Origin of the sequence: Micromonospora sp. NPDC023814 (assembly GCF_040639595.1) — a bacterium.
GTDB lineage: Bacteria > Actinomycetota > Actinomycetes > Mycobacteriales > Micromonosporaceae > Micromonospora.
This window is the reverse complement of record NZ_JBFAAF010000013.1, coordinates 86,650-101,341: the sequence shown is the minus strand read 5'-3', so window position 1 is coordinate 101,341 and position 14,692 is coordinate 86,650. Positions and strand designations below refer to the sequence as shown.

Sequence of the window (14,692 nt, the reverse complement as noted above, 5' to 3'; positions counted from 1 at the left end):
AAGAAGAGACCTCAAACATCCGGGTCGGGCGGACGATCATGGTGACGACCGCCCGACTCCGCTGCCATTCACGTTAGCGGAGCCGACGGCCCGCCAGATTGCGGGGTGGCGTTCCCATCCGCCACTGGAGTTCTCCAGTTGCGCAGCGGTGGCGACCAACCTCGCGTCGTCGCCGTACCGGCCGGTGAGCAGGACGCCCACGGGCAGCCCCTCGGCGGTGACGCCGACCGGCAGCGAAACCGACGGATCGCCGGTGACGTTGAACACGGCGCAGTACGGCGAGAACCGGCGTTGCCGGTCGAAATCCTCCGCCGGGTCGCCGCCCTCGGCGAACCAGCCCACCGGGGCCTGGGGCGCGGCGAGCGTCGGGCAGAGCAGCAGGTCGCACCCGGCGGTGCGCCGGACACCGAGGCGCACCTGCGCCTGGAGCTCGCCGAGCGTGGCGGTGAGGGTGCCGGCGGAGACCTCCGCGCCCCGGGCGCGCAGGTGGCGGGTCAGCGGCAGCAGGTCGCCCTCCCGCTCCGGCGGCACGGGCGCGAGCGCCAGCACGTACCAGACGATCTCGAACAGCGGCCACACCGCGGGCCCGAGCGGCGCGGGGACGTCGACCACCTCGTGGCCGGCGGCGGTGAGCAGCGCGGCGGCCCGGTCCACGGCGGCGACGCAGTCGGGGTGGACCGGTTCGTCGGCGAGCATCGGGGCGGTGAACCGGCCCACCCGCAGCCGACCGGGCTCCGCCGTCCGGGCCGCGGCGAGGAAGCCGCCGGCCGGCGGGGCGGGCGCCAGGTAGGGTTCGCCGGGCACCGGCTGGGCCAGCACGTCGAGCAGCGCCGCCACGTCGGCGACCGTCCGCCCGACCGGCCCGTTGGTCGGCAGGCCGTAGGCGCCGAACCCGACGGGGCCGCCGGGGACCAGGCCCCGGCTCGGCTTGTAGCCGACCAGCCCGCACAGCGACGCCGGGATGCGCAGCGAGCCGCCGCCGTCGGAGCCCTGGGCGACGGGCACCAGCCCGGCCGCGACGGCCGCCGCCGCCCCGCCGCTGGAGCCCCCGGCGGTGTACGCCAGGTCCCACGGGTTGCGGGCCGGCGGGGCGACCAGCCCCTCGGAGTAGAGCGAGCAGCCCAGCTCGGAGGTGGTGGTCTTGCCCAGGCTGACCAGCCCGGCCGCGCGCATGAACCGGACCACGTCGGCGTCGACGGGCGGCACGAAGTCGGCGAACGCGGCCGAGCCGAAGGTGGTGCGCACCCCGGCGGTGAGGGTGAGGTCCTTGATCGCCGTCGGTACGCCGTGCAGCGGGCCGCGTTCCCCGGCGGGCGCGGCGTCGGCGGCGCGGGCCGCCGCGCGGGCCAGTTCCGGGGTGACCGTGACGAACGCGCCGACCGTGTCGCCGAGCGCGTCGACCCGGGTGAGGTGGTGCTCGACCAGCTCGACGCTGGACAGCTCGCCGCGGGCGATCGCGGCGGCCTGCTCCAACGCGGTCAGGTCGTGCGGCTCGGCCATCCCGTCATCCTGCCTGGTCCGGCCGCCGCTTTGCCGGACGACACGACCGGCCGGCCCGGCAAGGGGCCCATGTCCCCCGGCACGACGGAACCGGCCGGTCCCTCGCCGGACGCGCCCGTGCGACGTACGGCACTCCTGCCCCGTCCCGTTACCGGCCGAGGAAGCTCAGCGCGTTGCCGCCGAGCAGCTTGGCGCGCTGGTCGTCGGTGAGGAAGTCCGCCTCGCGCACCACCCGCCCGACCGGCCGCTCCCCCAGCGGGTACGGGTAGTCGCTGCCGAGCAGCACCCGGTCGGCACCCATCGTGTCGACCAGCAGCCGCAGCGCCGGCCCGGAGAAGACGACCGAGTCGACGCGGAACCGGTCGACGTAGGAACTGGGCGGGGCGGCGGAGGATCCGCGTACCAGGTCGCCCCGGCGGTGCCAGGCGTTGTCGGCGCGGCCCAGCCAGAACGGGAAGCTGCCGCCGCCGTGGGCGAAGCAGATCCGCAGCGTGTCGGGCACCTTGTCGAAGACGCCGCCGAGGATCAGCGCCAGCACCGACAGGTGCGTCTCGGCGGGCATGCCGGTGAGCCAGCGGGCCATCCAGCGGTCCAGCCGGGGGCCGCCCGGCATGTCCCACGGGTGCACGAAGACCGGCGCGCCGACCTCGGCGCAGTGGGTCAGGAACTGCACGATCCCGGCGTCGTCGAGGTCGCGGTCGCCGACGTGGTTGCCGATCTCCACGCCCGCGTGCCCGGCCGCGAGGCAGCGGTCCAGCTCGGCGCAGGCGGCGTCCGCGTCCTGCAACGGCACCTGGCAGAACGGCACCAGCCGGTCGCCGCCGGCGGCCGTGACCTCCAGGGTGAGGTCGTTGAAGATCCGCGCGACCTTCGCGGCCTGGTCGGCGGGGCGGTCGTAGCCGAAGAAGACCGGGGTGGGCGAGACGACCTGCACGTCGACGCCGTCCGCCGCCATGTCGCCGAGCCGCGTCGGCGCGTCCCAGCACTCCGCGCCGACCGGCCGGAACTCCGTCTCCCCCACCATGATCATGGCGGCGCGCTCGGAGTCGACCCGCAGCCAGGGCCAGCCGGACCCGCCGCACGTCGCGGCGAGGTCCGGCCACCCCCTCGGTACGACGTGCGTGTGCACGTCGACCACCGGGAACCGCGCCTGCCCCGGCAGGCCCTCGGCGGGAACCGCCATCAGCCCTTGCCCGGGTGCAGCGCGCCGCAGTTGTCGCAGGTGCGCGCCTTCTCGTCGGCGTAGAACGCCTGGAAGACCGGGGGCAGGTCGGCGGCGATGTCGCGGACCTGCAACTCGACCTCGTGCACCTTGTGGCTGCACTCCGGGCAGTACCACTGGAACCTCTCCAGCGTGCCCTCCTCGCGGACCCGCTCGATGACCATCCCGATCGAGCCGGCCTCCGGCCGCTGCGGCGAGTGCGGCGTGTTGCGCGGCAGCATCCACATCTGACCCTCGCGGATGTGCACCGTCCGCGGCCCCTCCGGGGTCATCAGGTTGACGTGCATGTTGCCCTTGACCTGGTAGAAGAACTCCTCGTACGGGTCGACGTGGAAGTCGGTGCGCTGGTTGGGCCCGCCCACCACCATGACGATGAAGTCGTCGCTGCCCGGCAACAGCTCCTTGTTGCCCACCGGCGGCTTGAGCAGGTGCTGGTTCTCGGCAATCCAGCCCGGAAAGCTGAACGGCTCGGCGATCTCACTCATGACGACTGACCTCCTTGCGGGAGCACGGCCACGGCCTGGATCTCGATCAACAAATGCGGGTGGGGCAACTGGTGCACCGCCACCGTGGTGCGGGTCGGGCCGGTCGCGTCGAAGAACTCCGCCCAGACCTCGTTGTAGCCACCGAAGTCGTTCATGTTGACCAGGTAGGTGGTGACCTGCACGAGGTCGGGCAGGTCCGCGCCGACCGAGCGCAGCAGGTCCCGGATGTTCTCGATCACCGCCCGGGTCTGCACCCGGATGTCGAGGTTGGTGGTGCCGAACTCGTCCACCTCGACGCCGGCGAAGGTGTTGTCCGGCCGCCGCGACGACGTACCGGAGACGAAGACGAACCCGTTCGCCACCTTGACGTGCGGAAACGCCCCCCTCGGCACGGCCTTCCCGGCCACCACGCGCGCCTCGGTCCCGCTCACGACCCACCACCCGGCAGGGACGCGCGGACGGTGACCACGACGGGGTTCCGGGCAGCCCGCCCGGCGGAGGGATCAAGCCTGACCGCCCGGAGCCGGGTGGGCTGCCCGGAACCCCCCACCCCGATCACGACGACGCCCGCAGCGACGCCGTGCCGAGCTTCTCCACGACGGCCCGGACGTGGGCACCGGGACGCAGCGGCACGGCGGCGGTCGCCGCGCCGGCCAGGAACACCCAGCCCTCGCGGAGGCGCACCCCGTGCCGACCCGCGAGGCGGATCCCCTCGTCCAACGCCCGGCGCGGGTCACCGAGGATCGCCGCGGTCGAGCCGACCTGGGCCACCCGCCCGTCGACCTCCAGCAGCACGCCCAGGTTGTCCAGCCCGTCCGGCACCGGGCACCACGGCCCGACCACGAACGCGGCGGCCGACGCGTTGTCGGCGATGACGTCCGGCAGCGCGAAGGTGAAGTTCGCGTACCGGGAGTCGATCAGCTCGATCGCCGGGGCGACCGCCCGGACCGCGTCGGTGAAGTCGCCGACCGGCTCGCCGGGCTCGGGGAGCCGGTCCAGCAGGAACGCCACCTCCGGCTCGGCCCGGGGATGGATGTAGTCGCCGACCTCGACCGTGCCGCCGTCGGGCACCCGCATCGTGTCCGTGAGCCGGCCCCAGATCACCTCGTCCACGCCGACCTGGGCCATCTTCGCCTTGCTGGTCAGGCCCATCTTCAGCCCGACCAGCCGCTCGCCCCGGTCCAGCCGGCGCTGCAGCAGCGCGGTCTGCACCGCGTACGCGGCGTCGACGTCCAGGCCGGCCTCCGCCGCCAGTTGCGGGATCGCGGTGGCGGTGTCGGCCGCCGCGCCCAACCGCTCGGCGATCCCCGCCGTGTCCGGGCCGATCACCGTGCCACCTTCGTTCGCGACTGCGGGGCTCGCAAAACCGGCTCACTCCTCGCGCTCACAGCGATTCCTCCTTGCCGGCAAGGTCCAGCGCCACGTCCACGATCATGTCCTCCTGCCCGCCGACCATCCGGCGCCGGCCCAGCTCGACCAGGATCGACCGGACGTCCACGCCGTACTTGTCCGAGGCCCGCTCGGCGTGCCGCAGGAAGCTGGAGTAGACCCCGGCGTACCCCAGCGAGAGCGTCTCCCGGTCGACCTGCACGGGCCGGTCCTGCAGCGGCCGGACGACGTCGTCGGCGGCGTCCATCAGCGCGAAGACGTCGCAGCCGTGCTTCCAGCCGTGCAGCTCGGCGACGGCGACGAAGACCTCCAGCGGCGCGTTGCCGGCGCCGGCGCCCTGCCCGGCCAGTGACGCGTCCACACGCACCGTCCGGCCGTGCGGCGCGCCGAGCGGGCCGTCGCCGAGGATCCGCCCGTGCTCGACCGCGACCACGCTGTTGGCCACCCCGAGCGACAGGTTGTGGTGGGCGTGGATGCCGATCTGCGTCGCCGGCTCCAGCACCTGCCGGTACGCGTCGACCCGCTCGGCCACGTCGGACATCAGCAGCCGGCCACCGGAGTCGGTGACGTAGACGCAGTGCGCCCCGTACGACTCCATCAGTCTGGCCTGGGCGGCGAGCCCGGCCGGATCGTTCATGTGCGACATCATCAGGAAGCCGGAGACGTCCATGCCGTTCTCGCGGGCCCAGGAGATGTGCTGGGCGGAGATGTCGGCCTCGGTGCAGTGGGTGGCGATCCGCACGCTGGTCACCCCGAGCGCCTTCGCCGCCCTCAGGTCGGCGATGGTGCCGATGCCGGGCAGCAGCAGGGTGGTCAGCTTCGCGGTCGTCAGCACCTCGGCCGCCGCCGAGATCCACTCGGCGTCGCTGGCCGCGCCGTGGCCGTAGTTGACGCTGGAGCCGGCGAGCCCGTCGCCGTGCGCCACCTCGATGGCAGCCACCCCGGCCGCGTCGAGCGCGGCGGCGATGGTGCGCACCTGGTCGACGGTGTAGCGGTGGGCGATGGCGTGCATACCGTCGCGCAGCGTCACGTCCTGGATGTACAGGTCGGTCATGCGGTCACCTCCACGGCGGCGTCGCGGTCGGTCACCGCCGCGCGCAGGGCCACCAGCCGCTCCGCGGTGCGCAGCGCGGCCGAGGTCATGATGTCCAGGTTGCCGGCGTACGCCGGCAGGTAGTGCCCGGCGCCGGAGACCTCCAGGAAGACAGAGACCTGCAACCCGGTCAGGTGCCGACCCAGCGACGGCACGTACGTGTCGACCCGGTCGAACTGCACGTCCTGCTTGAGCCGGTAGCCGGGGACGTACTCCTGGACGGTCGCCACCATCTGCGCCACCGAGGCGGCGATCGCGGCCCGGTCGGCGTCGGCGTCCGGGCAGAGGCAGTAGACCGTGTCCCGCATCAGCAGCGGCGGGTCGGCCGGGTTGAGCACGATGATCGCCTTGCCGCGCTCGGCGCCGCCGACCACCTCGATCGCCCGGGCGGTGGTCTCGGTGAACTCGTCGATGTTCGCCCGGGTGCCCGGCCCCGCCGACTTCGAGGCGATCGAGGCGACGATCTCCCCGTACGCGACCGGGGTGACCCGGCCGACGGCGGCGACGATCGGCACGGTGGCCTGCCCGCCGCAGGTCACCATGTTGACGTTGCGTTCGTGCAGGTGCTCGTCGAGGTTGACCGGGGGCACGACGTACGGTCCGATGGCGGCGGGGGTCAGGTCGACCACGGTGCGGCCGTGCCCCCGCAGCACCGCGTCGTTGTGCCGGTGCGCGCCGGCCGAGGTGGCGTCGAAGACCAGCTCGACGTCGGCGAACTCGGGCATCGCGACCAGCCCGTCGACGCCCTCGGCGGTGGTCGCCACGCCGAGGCGCCGGGCCCGGGCCAGGCCGTCGGAGGCCGGGTCGATGCCGGCCATCGCCACCATCCGGAGGCTCCCCGGGGAGCGCGAGGAACGCAGCGAAGCGGAGTCCCGCAGTCGCGACCCATCAGGATCGCTGCTCAGCCGGCGCACCTTGATCATCAGATCGGTGCCGATGTTGCCCGACCCGATCACCGCCACCCCGACAGTCATGCCGCCCCCTCCGACGACGAGAAACACGTCCGGACCGAACCGAGGCCGGAGACCCGCGCCTCGTACGCCGCGCCGGGGGTCACCGGCACCATCGGGCCGAGCGCCCCGGAGAGCACCACGTCGCCCGCGCGCAGCGGATCGCCGGAGCGGGCCAGCGTCTGCGCCAGCCACTCCAGCGCGTGCAGCGGGTTGCCCAGGCAGGCCGCGCCCGCGCCGACCGACACCGGCTCCCCGGCATGTTCGAGGACCATCCCGCACAGCCGCAGGTCCACGTCGGCGAGGCGGCGCGGCGTGGTGCCCAGCACGAAGAGGCCGCTGGAGGCGTTGTCGGCGACGGTGTCCACGATGGAGATATCCCAGCCGGCGACCCGCGAGTCGACGATCTCGATCGCCGGCAGCACGTGGTCGACCGCCCGGACCAGGTCCGCGGTGGTGACCCGCTCGTCGGGCAGGTCCGCGCCGAGCACGAAGGCGACCTCCGCCTCCACCCGGGGCTGGAGCAGCCGGTCGATCGCCACCTCGGCCCCGTCCGGCACCGCCATCGCGTCGGTCAGCACGCCGAAGTCCGGCTGGTAGACGCCGAGGCCCTCCTGCACCGCCCGCGAGGTCAGCCCGATCTTCGCGCCGACCCGGCGGTGGCCCCGCTGCAACCACTGCCGCACCTGGAGCTGCTGGACGAGGTACGCCGAGGTGACGTCCCCCTCGGGCAGCAGCCGCCCGCGCAGCGGCGGGCAGGGTTTGCCGCTCTCCCGCGCCTCGACCAGTTCCCGGGCCGCGGCTTCATGATCCGTCATGTCAGGTCCACGCAGACGTTGGTGAGTTCGGAGTAGAAGTCGAGCGAGTGCACGCCGCCCTCGCGCCCGATCCCGGACGCCTTCACCCCGCCGAACGGGGTGCGCAGGTCGCGCAGGAACCAGGTGTTCACCCAGACGATGCCGGCGTCGAGCCGGGCCCCGGCCCGGTGCGCCCGCCCGACGTCCCGCGTCCAGACCGTCGCCGCCAGGCCGTACTCGGTGCCGTTGGCCAGCGCGTACGCCTCGTCCTCGTCGTCGAACGGGGCGACGTGCACCACCGGGCCGAAGATCTCCTCGGTGTTGGTGCGGGCGTCCGGGCCCAGCCCGGTCAGCACCGTCGGCTGCACGTACGCGCCGCCGTCGCGGGCGTCGCCGAAGGCCGGCGTGCCGCCCCCGGCCAGCACCTCGGCGCCCTCGGCGCGGGCGAGGTCGTAGTGGCCGAGCACCTTGGCGCGGTGCTGGTGCGAGATCAACGGCATGTTGACGGTGGCCTCGTCGGCCGGCCAGCCGTACGGCAGCTCCGCGGCCCGCTTCGCGAGCCGGGCGGTGAACTCCTCGAACACCGGGCGCTGCACGTAGATGCGCTCGGTGCAGAGGCAGACCTGCCCGCCGTTGGTGAAGCTGGAGCGGACGGATCCGGCCACGGCCGCGTCGAGGTCGGCGTCGGCGAAGACCAGCCCGGCGTTCTTGCCGCCCAGCTCGAAGGAGACGGCCTTCACGCCGTCGGCGGCGGCCCGCATGATCGCGCCGCCGGTGGCCGACTCGCCGGTGAAGGTGATCGCGTCGACCCCCGGGTGGCGGGTGAGGAACTCCCCGGCCGAGTCCGGGCCGAAGCCGTGCACCAGGTTGAACACCCCGTCCGGCACGCCGGCGGCGGCCATCACCTCGGCGAGCAGGGTCGCCGACGCGGGAGTCTCCTCGCTGGGCTTCACCACCACCGCGTTGCCGCAGGCCAGGGCCGGGGCGACCTTCCAGGTGAGCAGCAGCAGCGGCAGGTTCCACGGCACGATCACCGCGACCACGCCGACCGGCTTGCGGACCGCGTAGTTCAGCGCCCGGCCGCCGGTCGGGGTGACCGTGGTGAAGGACTCGGTCGGCGCGGTCGCCACGATCTCGGCGAAGGCGCGGAAGTTCGCCGCGCCGCGCGGGATGTCCAGGGTGCGGGCCTGCGAGATGGCCTTGCCGGTGTCGGCGACCTCGGCGGTGACCAGGTCATCGAAGCGGCGCTCCAGCTCGTCGGCGACCCGGCGGAGCACCTCGGCGCGCTCCCGCTCCCCCATCCGGCCCCACGGCCCGCGCAGCGCCGCCCGCGCGGCGGCGACGGCGTCGTCCACGCGCGCCCGGTCGGCCTCCACGACCTCGAAGACCGGCTCGCCGGTGACCGGGCTGCGCTTGGTGAACCGCCGCCCGGCGTCGACGAACTCGCCGCCGACGAAGTTGCGCAACAGACCCGGGCCGTCGGGCGCCCGCCCGGTCATCAGCCGGGGATCCCAGGTGACGGTCATCGACGCCTCCCTCGGTTGATCGCCACGCCGACCGCGCCGGCCAGCAGGGCCGCCGCGCCGGCGGCCACCGCACCCAGCACCCGGTGCTGACGGCGGACGCGCCGCACCACCTCGGCGTACGGGGTGGTCGAGAAGGACACCAGCTCGTACCGGGAAACGTACCGGCCCGGCAGCGCCCGTTCCAGCGCGTGTTCGACCTTCCGGCCGGCCTGGAACAGCGGGGAGGCCACCTTGTCCCGCATCTCCACGAAGTTGGCCAACGCCATCCGCGCGATGGCCTCGGCGTTGGCCTGCCGGCGCTGCTGGAACAGCGGCAGCGCCGCGGACCAGTCGTCGGCGCACTCGTCCAGGCAGCGGTCCAGCTCGACCACGTCCTCGAAGGCGCAGTTGGCGCCCTGGCCGTAGAACGGGACGATGGCGTGCGCCGCGTCGCCGAGCAGGCCGACCCGCCCGTCCGCCTGCCACGGCGTGCAGCGCACGGTGCCGAGCACGCCCACCGGGTTGTGCTGGTAGTCGTCGACGAGGTTCGGGGCGAGCGGCGGCAGATCCGGGTAGTGCTCGGCGAAGTGCCGCTCGATCGCCGCGGGGCTGCCCAGCGAGGCGAAGCTGGCGGTGCCGTGGGTGGGCCAGAAGAGCGTGCAGGTGAACGAGCGGTCCGGGTTCGGCAGGGCGATCATCATCGAGGTGCCGCGCGGCCAGATGTGCAGGGCGTCCGGGTCGAGGGCGAAGTCCCCGCCCAGCGGCGGGATCGTCAGCTCCTTGTAGCCGTAGTCGAGGAAGTCCAGGCTCTCGGTCAGCAGCCCGTACGCCAGCAACTGCCCGCGCACCGCCGAGCCGGCGCCGTCGGCGCCGAGGACGACCGACGCGGTGGCCGCGACCTTGCCCTGCGGCGTCTCGAAGGTCATCTCGCCGGTGGCCGGGTCGAGCCCGACGAGCCGGTGGTCGAAGGCGACCCGCACCCCGGGCAGGGCGGTCGCCGCGTCCAGCAGGGCGTTGTTCAGCGCGCCCCGGCTGATCGAGTTGATCGCCCGGTCGCCGGAGGCGCTGTACGACTGGAACTGCGGCTCGCCGGAGACCGGGTGGACCATCCGGCCGCGCATGGGCAGCGCGTCGGCGAGCACCTGCCCGTCGAGGCCGATGCGGCGCAGCGCGTCGAGGCCCCGCTCGGAGAGCGCCAGGTTGATCGAGCGTCCCCGCTCGACGGTGCCGGTACGCGGGTCGGGCCGCCGCTCGTAGAGCGCCACCGGGTAGCCGCGGCGGGCCAGGAAGCAGGCCAGCAGGCAGCCGGCCAGGCCGGCGCCGACGACCGCGATCTCGTCCCGCTCCTCGGTCACCGAGCCTGCCTCCGTTCGCGACTGCGGGGCTCGCAACCCCGGCTCACTCCTCGCGCTCACCGGTTCACCTCCACCGTGGTGGCCAGCGCGTCGGCGACCCGCCAGCAGTCGTGGTACGTGGAGTAGAGCGGCACCGGGGCGAACCGGATGATGTCCGGTTCCCGGGCGTCGGCGATGACGCCGTGCTCGTGCCGCAGCCGCTTGGCCAGCCCGGTGGCGCTGCCCGCGCCGATCCGCACCGAGAGCTGGCAGCCCCGCCGCTCGGGCTCGCGCGGGGTGACCACGGTCAGCGGGCGGTCCGCGGTCACCCCGTCGAGCAGCCCCGCCAGGTAGCCGGTGAGCCGGATGCTGCGCTCGCGCAGCGCCGGCATGCCGACGGAGTCGAACAGCTCCAGCGAGGTCCGCACCGGGCCCATCGCGAAGATCGGCGGGTTGGAGACCTGCCACGCCTCCACGGTGGCCGGCGGCCGGGAGACCGGGGTCATCTCGAACCGGGTCGCCGCGTCGGTGCTCCACCAGCCCTCGAAGCGCGGCAGCCCGGGGTCGCCCAGGTGCCGCTCGTGCACGAACACGCCGGCCAGCGCGCCCGGCCCGGAGTTGAGGTACTTGTAGGAGCACCAGGCGGCGAAGTCGACGTCCCAGTCGTGCAGGGCCAGCGGGACGTTGCCGGCGGCGTGCGCCAGGTCCCAGCCGACCACGGCCCCCGCCGCGCGGCCGGCGGCGGTGATCGCCGGGATGTCCATCAGCTCGCCGGTGAGGTAGTTGACCCCGCCGAGCAGCACCAGCGCCACCCGGTCGCCCTCGGCGGCCAGGTAGTCGGTCACGTCCTCGGTGCGCAGGGTGTCCTCGCCGTCGCGGGGGCGCAACCGGACGACGGTGGCGTCCGGGTCCAGGCCGTGGAAGCGGGCCTGGCTGCGCACGGCGTAGCTGTCCGAGGGGAAGGCGCTGTCCTCGATGACGATCCGGGTCCGCGCCCCGGCCGGCCGGTAGAAGCTGACCATCAGCAGGTGCAGGTTCACCGTCAGGGAGTTCATCACCACGACCTCCGCCGGGGCGGCGCCGACCAGTCGCGCGGCGGGCGCCGTCAGCAGCTCGTGGTACGGCAGCCAGGGGCGCTCCGCCTCCAGGTGGCCCTCGACCCCCAGCCGGCTCCACGCGTCCAGGTCGGCGAGCAGCTCCCCACGGGTGGCCCGCGGTTGCAGGCCGAGGGAGTTGCCGGCCAGGTACGCGGCCTCGGGGTAGCGCCCGCCGTCGGCCGCCGGCACGTGGAACAGGTGGCGGTGCCCGGGGTCGGCGGCGTCGCGGCGGTGCGCCTCGGCCTCGCCGGCGGCGAACCCGGAAGAGTCTGGTGCGAGGGTGTTCATGTGGTGTCTCGCTCTCCGGTCACATCGCGGTCCGGGCCGACCACAGCTCGGGGAAGACCACCCGGGCCATGCTGCGCTGCAACCACGCCAGTCCGGCGGAGCCGCCGCTGCCGACCTTGGCGCCCATTGTGCGCTGCACCGCCTTGACGTGGTGCTGTCGCCAGTCGCCGAACTGCTCGGCGACCTCGGTCAGCGCCTCGCCCAGCAGCCGGAGGTGGTTGTCCGGCCCGGCGTCGGCGTAGATCCGCACCCAGGCCGCCTCGACCGCGGCGTGCGGCTCGTGCTCGACGGCGACGTCCCGGTCCAGCAGGTCGGCCGGGAGGTCGTGGCCGTGCCGGGCGAGCAGCGCGAGCACGTCGTCCCAGACGCTCGGCGCGGCCAGGGTGGCCCGCAGCTCGGCGTGCACCTCGGCCTGCCGCCGGAACGGCCGGATCAGCGCCTCGTCCCGGAGCCCGAGCAGGAACTCCAGGTGCCGGTACATCGCCGACTGGAAGCCGGAGCCCTCGCCCAGCAGGTTGCGGAACCGGTTGAAGTCGGCCGGGGTCATCCAGCGCAGCCCCTTCCAGGCGGCGTTCAGCGCCTCCAGGTGCAGGGCGGCACGGCGCAGCGGGGCCAGCGCGTCCCACACCCGGTCGACGCGCAGCAGCCGCTGGGTCTCGCGCAGCTCGTGGCAGGTCAGCCCGAAGTACAGCTCCATGATCTGGCTGACCATCAGGAAGGACATCTCGCCCGGGTCGTCGCTCAGTGGCCGCTGCAACCGGTGCAGGGTGCTGGCCTGCACGTACGCGTCGTACGGCACCCGCTCGGCGAACTCCAGGGTCGGCTCCCCGCCGTTGCGGGCCGCCCGGGCGGCGCGCTGCCGCGGGGTGACCGGGCGTACCGCCGCCCGGGTGGGCGCCCGCAGGTCCGTCTGCTCCACCGGTCCTCCTCTGCTCGCTGGGGTGTGCCGGCCTGGCCGGGCCGGGTGACCGACATGATCTCGCGGTGGAACCGGCAGATGGAATGCCGGATCAACGGCTCTACCGCCCGCTGACCTGCGGCGCGGAAGGTGCGAGCGCGATTCGGCTTGGAGAAAGTAAGGTCGCCTCATGGACGACATGGACTGGGCGCTGCTGCGGGAGTTGCAGGCCGACGCGCGCCTCTCCTTCAGCGAGCTGTCCCGGCGGGTGCACCTGTCGCCGCCGGCCGTGGCCGAGCGGGTGCGCCGGCTGGAGGAGGCCGGGATCATCACCGGCTACCACGCCCACGTCGACCTGACCCGGGCCGGCCGCACGGTGGTCGCGTTCATCCGGATGTCCTGCTACGGCTCGCGGTGCATCCTGCACGACCCAGAGGTGGCGGGGTGGCCGGAGATCCTGGAGATCCACCGCATCACGGGCGACGCGTGCAGCATGCTGAAGGTGGCGGCCGGGTCGATCGGGGAGTTCGAGGCCGTCATCGACCGGCTCGCCCCGTACGGCCAGCCGTCCAGCACGATGGTCCTGTCCACCCCGCTGGACTGGCACCCCGTCACCCCGCTGTCCTCCTCCCCCCGCCACCGCTGACCGCGATCCGGGTTTGCCCCGGGGCCAGCGGGAAAGCAGGCGCTGTTGCCCGGGGAGGATTCCGGTGATCGTCACCGGAAGGGGGGATCATGCCGGTGTTCACAGCGTTCACACGTGCCCTGACCAGCGCCCTGTCCGTGTTGGGACTGGTCGGGGCGTTCGTCCTGATCACGATCGCGCCCGCGCGGGCGGGCGAGAACACCTTCGTCGAGGTGGTACCCAACAGCGCCCAGGCCGGCACCCGGGTCAGGATCCGGGCCAGTTGCGACAACGCCAACAACCGCCAGGCCACCGTACGCTCCGACGCCTTCGGGGGACCGGTGGTGCTGCGGCCCGACAACGGTTTCCTGACCGCCCAGGCCACGATCCCGGGCAACAAGCAGCCCGGGGACTTCCCGGTCGACCTGCGCTGCGACAACGGCAACACCGCGACGACCACGCTCACCGTGCTGAACATGGAGCAGCCCACGAAGGGGCCGGCGACCGGGGGCGGCGGCACCGCCGGCGGCACGGGCACCGGCTCGGTGCTGCTGGTGGGCGGCCTCGCCGCGGTGGCCCTGGCGGTGGGCTTCGGGTTCCTCGGCAACCGTCGTCGGACCGGGACCGGTTCCTGACCCGCCCGCCGCCATGGCCCGCTCTAAGAGGCGTACCAGGCGATCCGATCCGGGCCGGGTCCGGGCGACCACCCGGCGGGCGCTGCGGGCGTCCCGCCGGGCCGCGGCCGCCACCGCCCGCCGGCTGCGGCGGGTGGCCGGGGAGACGGTGTCGGCCAGCGTCGCCACCACCGACCCGGCGGTCGAGCCGCTGCCCGCCCGACCCCGGCACCGCTGGGTCGCCGCCGGCCGCCGGCTGGCGCCCGGCCGGAACCCCGGCCTCCCGGTCCTGGTGGTCGGGACGCTGATGGTGCTGATCATCGCGATGCTCGCCGTGGAGCGGGTCGCCGGCGTGAGCGTGCTGCCGGACCGGTTCATCGCGGGGCTGCGGCCACCGCCGAAGAAGTTCCCGGTGCTGCCCGCCAGCCCTCCCGTCGACATCACCATCGACACGATCGACGTCCGGGCGCCCGTACACAACGTCGGCATCGCCCCGGACGGCAGCATCGGCGTGCCGGACGCCGCCCGCGCCCAGGAGGCCGGCTGGTACGACCAGGGCCCGACCCCCGGGCAGTACGGCCCGGCCGTCATCGTCGGGCACGTCGACACCTCGACCGGGCCGGCGGTCTTCCACAAGCTGCGGGACCTGCGGGAGGGCGACCCGATCGAGGTCGCCCGCGCGGACCGCTCGGTGGCGGTCTTCGAGGTGGACACGGTCGAGCGCTTCGGCAAGGAGCGGCTGCCCGTCGACGAGGTCTTCGGCGACTTCAGCCGCCCCCGGCTACGCCTGATCACCTGCGGCGGGCGCTGGGTCGGCGGGGAGACCGGCTACGCCGACAACGTGGTGGTCTTCGCGTCCCTCGTCCGATCCCGCACCACCTGAGCAGGGTGGCCT

Annotated in this window: 15 protein-coding genes; 3 read left to right on the top strand and 12 right to left on the bottom strand. The window is 74.0% G+C overall.

The window, feature by feature from the left end:
* Positions 1 to 36: 36 nt before the first annotated feature.
* The 12 genes from AB0G14_RS10025 to AB0G14_RS09970 all read right to left on the bottom strand — a co-directional run bounded on the left by AB0G14_RS10025 (position 37) and on the right by AB0G14_RS09970 (position 12,579).
* Positions 37 to 1,500: an amidase gene (locus AB0G14_RS10025; RefSeq protein WP_357695664.1), complete on the bottom strand. Its 1,464-nt coding sequence runs from the start codon at positions 1,498 to 1,500 to the stop codon at positions 37 to 39.
* 148 nt (positions 1,501 to 1,648) lie between these two features.
* A complete protein-coding gene (locus AB0G14_RS10020) occupies positions 1,649 to 2,683 on the bottom strand; it encodes an amidohydrolase family protein (RefSeq protein ID WP_357695661.1) in 1,035 nt (344 codons plus the stop codon).
* Positions 2,683 to 3,207, bottom strand: coding sequence for a 3-hydroxyanthranilate 3,4-dioxygenase (locus tag AB0G14_RS10015; RefSeq protein ID WP_357695658.1), 525 nt, complete (start codon positions 3,205 to 3,207; stop codon positions 2,683 to 2,685). Before AB0G14_RS10015 ends, AB0G14_RS10020 begins: the two co-directional genes overlap by 1 nt.
* A complete protein-coding gene (locus tag AB0G14_RS10010; protein ID WP_357695655.1) occupies positions 3,204 to 3,638 on the bottom strand; it encodes a RidA family protein in 435 nt (144 codons plus the stop codon). The genes AB0G14_RS10015 and AB0G14_RS10010 overlap by 4 nt, the downstream gene beginning before the upstream one ends.
* Positions 3,639 to 3,762: 124 nt before the next feature.
* Entirely contained in the window at positions 3,763 to 4,536 is a 774-nt protein-coding gene (locus tag AB0G14_RS10005) for a fumarylacetoacetate hydrolase family protein (protein ID WP_357695653.1), read from the bottom strand.
* A 55-nt stretch (positions 4,537 to 4,591) separates the two neighbouring features.
* Entirely contained in the window at positions 4,592 to 5,650 is a 1,059-nt protein-coding gene (gene dmpG, locus AB0G14_RS10000; RefSeq protein ID WP_357695651.1) for a 4-hydroxy-2-oxovalerate aldolase, read from the bottom strand.
* Positions 5,647 to 6,663, bottom strand: a complete 1,017-nt coding sequence (locus AB0G14_RS09995) for an acetaldehyde dehydrogenase (acetylating) (RefSeq protein WP_357695649.1) — start codon at positions 6,661 to 6,663, stop codon at positions 5,647 to 5,649. The genes dmpG and AB0G14_RS09995 overlap by 4 nt, the downstream gene beginning before the upstream one ends.
* Entirely contained in the window at positions 6,660 to 7,457 is a 798-nt protein-coding gene (locus AB0G14_RS09990; protein WP_357695646.1) for a fumarylacetoacetate hydrolase family protein, read from the bottom strand. Before AB0G14_RS09990 ends, AB0G14_RS09995 begins: the two co-directional genes overlap by 4 nt.
* Positions 7,454 to 8,935, bottom strand: coding sequence for a 2-hydroxymuconic semialdehyde dehydrogenase (locus AB0G14_RS09985; protein WP_357695733.1), 1,482 nt, complete (start codon positions 8,933 to 8,935; stop codon positions 7,454 to 7,456). The genes AB0G14_RS09990 and AB0G14_RS09985 overlap by 4 nt, the downstream gene beginning before the upstream one ends.
* A gap of 23 nt (positions 8,936 to 8,958) precedes the next feature.
* Entirely contained in the window at positions 8,959 to 10,296 is a 1,338-nt protein-coding gene (locus AB0G14_RS09980; protein WP_357695643.1) for an NAD(P)/FAD-dependent oxidoreductase, read from the bottom strand.
* A gap of 56 nt (positions 10,297 to 10,352) precedes the next feature.
* Positions 10,353 to 11,660 carry a kynureninase gene (gene kynU, locus AB0G14_RS09975; RefSeq protein WP_357695641.1) on the bottom strand — a complete coding sequence of 436 codons (1,308 nt, stop codon included), beginning with the start codon at positions 11,658 to 11,660 and terminating at the stop codon, positions 10,353 to 10,355.
* A gap of 19 nt (positions 11,661 to 11,679) precedes the next feature.
* On the bottom strand, positions 11,680 to 12,579 hold the full coding sequence (locus tag AB0G14_RS09970; protein WP_357695639.1) for a tryptophan 2,3-dioxygenase family protein: 900 nt from the start codon (positions 12,577 to 12,579) through the stop codon (positions 11,680 to 11,682).
* A gap of 169 nt (positions 12,580 to 12,748) precedes the next feature.
* Here AB0G14_RS09970 and AB0G14_RS09965 point away from each other — a divergent pair, with 169 nt between their 5' ends.
* From AB0G14_RS09965 to AB0G14_RS09955, 3 genes are all read left to right on the top strand, one after another.
* On the top strand, positions 12,749 to 13,204 hold the full coding sequence (locus tag AB0G14_RS09965) for an Lrp/AsnC family transcriptional regulator (RefSeq protein WP_357695637.1): 456 nt from the start codon (positions 12,749 to 12,751) through the stop codon (positions 13,202 to 13,204).
* Between the two features lie 137 nt (positions 13,205 to 13,341).
* The gene (locus tag AB0G14_RS09960; RefSeq protein WP_357695731.1) at positions 13,342 to 13,818 is read left to right on the top strand and encodes a hypothetical protein; all 477 of its coding nucleotides are present in this window, start codon (positions 13,342 to 13,344) and stop codon (positions 13,816 to 13,818) included.
* A gap of 13 nt (positions 13,819 to 13,831) precedes the next feature.
* The gene (locus AB0G14_RS09955; RefSeq protein ID WP_357695635.1) at positions 13,832 to 14,680 is read left to right on the top strand and encodes a class F sortase; all 849 of its coding nucleotides are present in this window, start codon (positions 13,832 to 13,834) and stop codon (positions 14,678 to 14,680) included.
* The last annotated feature ends 12 nt before the right edge of the window (positions 14,681 to 14,692 follow it).

What these genes read in the sequence shown, in the direction of transcription:
- AB0G14_RS09965 (WP_357695637.1), top strand. Translation starts at nt 12,749, where the DNA reads ATGGACGACATGGACTGGGCGCTGCTGCGGGAGTTGCAGGCCGACGCG.
- AB0G14_RS09995 (WP_357695649.1), bottom strand. Translation starts at nt 6,663, where the DNA reads ATGACTGTCGGGGTGGCGGTGATCGGGTCGGGCAACATCGGCACCGAT.
- AB0G14_RS09990 (WP_357695646.1), bottom strand. Translation starts at nt 7,457, where the DNA reads ATGACGGATCATGAAGCCGCGGCCCGGGAACTGGTCGAGGCGCGGGAG.
- AB0G14_RS10020 (WP_357695661.1), bottom strand. Translation starts at nt 2,683, where the DNA reads ATGGCGGTTCCCGCCGAGGGCCTGCCGGGGCAGGCGCGGTTCCCGGTG.
- kynU (WP_357695641.1), bottom strand. Translation starts at nt 11,660, where the DNA reads ATGAACACCCTCGCACCAGACTCTTCCGGGTTCGCCGCCGGCGAGGCC.
- AB0G14_RS09985 (WP_357695733.1), bottom strand. Translation starts at nt 8,935, where the DNA reads ATGACCGGGCGGGCGCCCGACGGCCCGGGTCTGTTGCGCAACTTCGTC.
- AB0G14_RS10025 (WP_357695664.1), bottom strand. Translation starts at nt 1,500, where the DNA reads ATGGCCGAGCCGCACGACCTGACCGCGTTGGAGCAGGCCGCCGCGATC.
- AB0G14_RS09955 (WP_357695635.1), top strand. Translation starts at nt 13,832, where the DNA reads ATGGCCCGCTCTAAGAGGCGTACCAGGCGATCCGATCCGGGCCGGGTC.
- AB0G14_RS10015 (WP_357695658.1), bottom strand. Translation starts at nt 3,207, where the DNA reads ATGAGTGAGATCGCCGAGCCGTTCAGCTTTCCGGGCTGGATTGCCGAG.
- dmpG (WP_357695651.1), bottom strand. Translation starts at nt 5,650, where the DNA reads ATGACCGACCTGTACATCCAGGACGTGACGCTGCGCGACGGTATGCAC.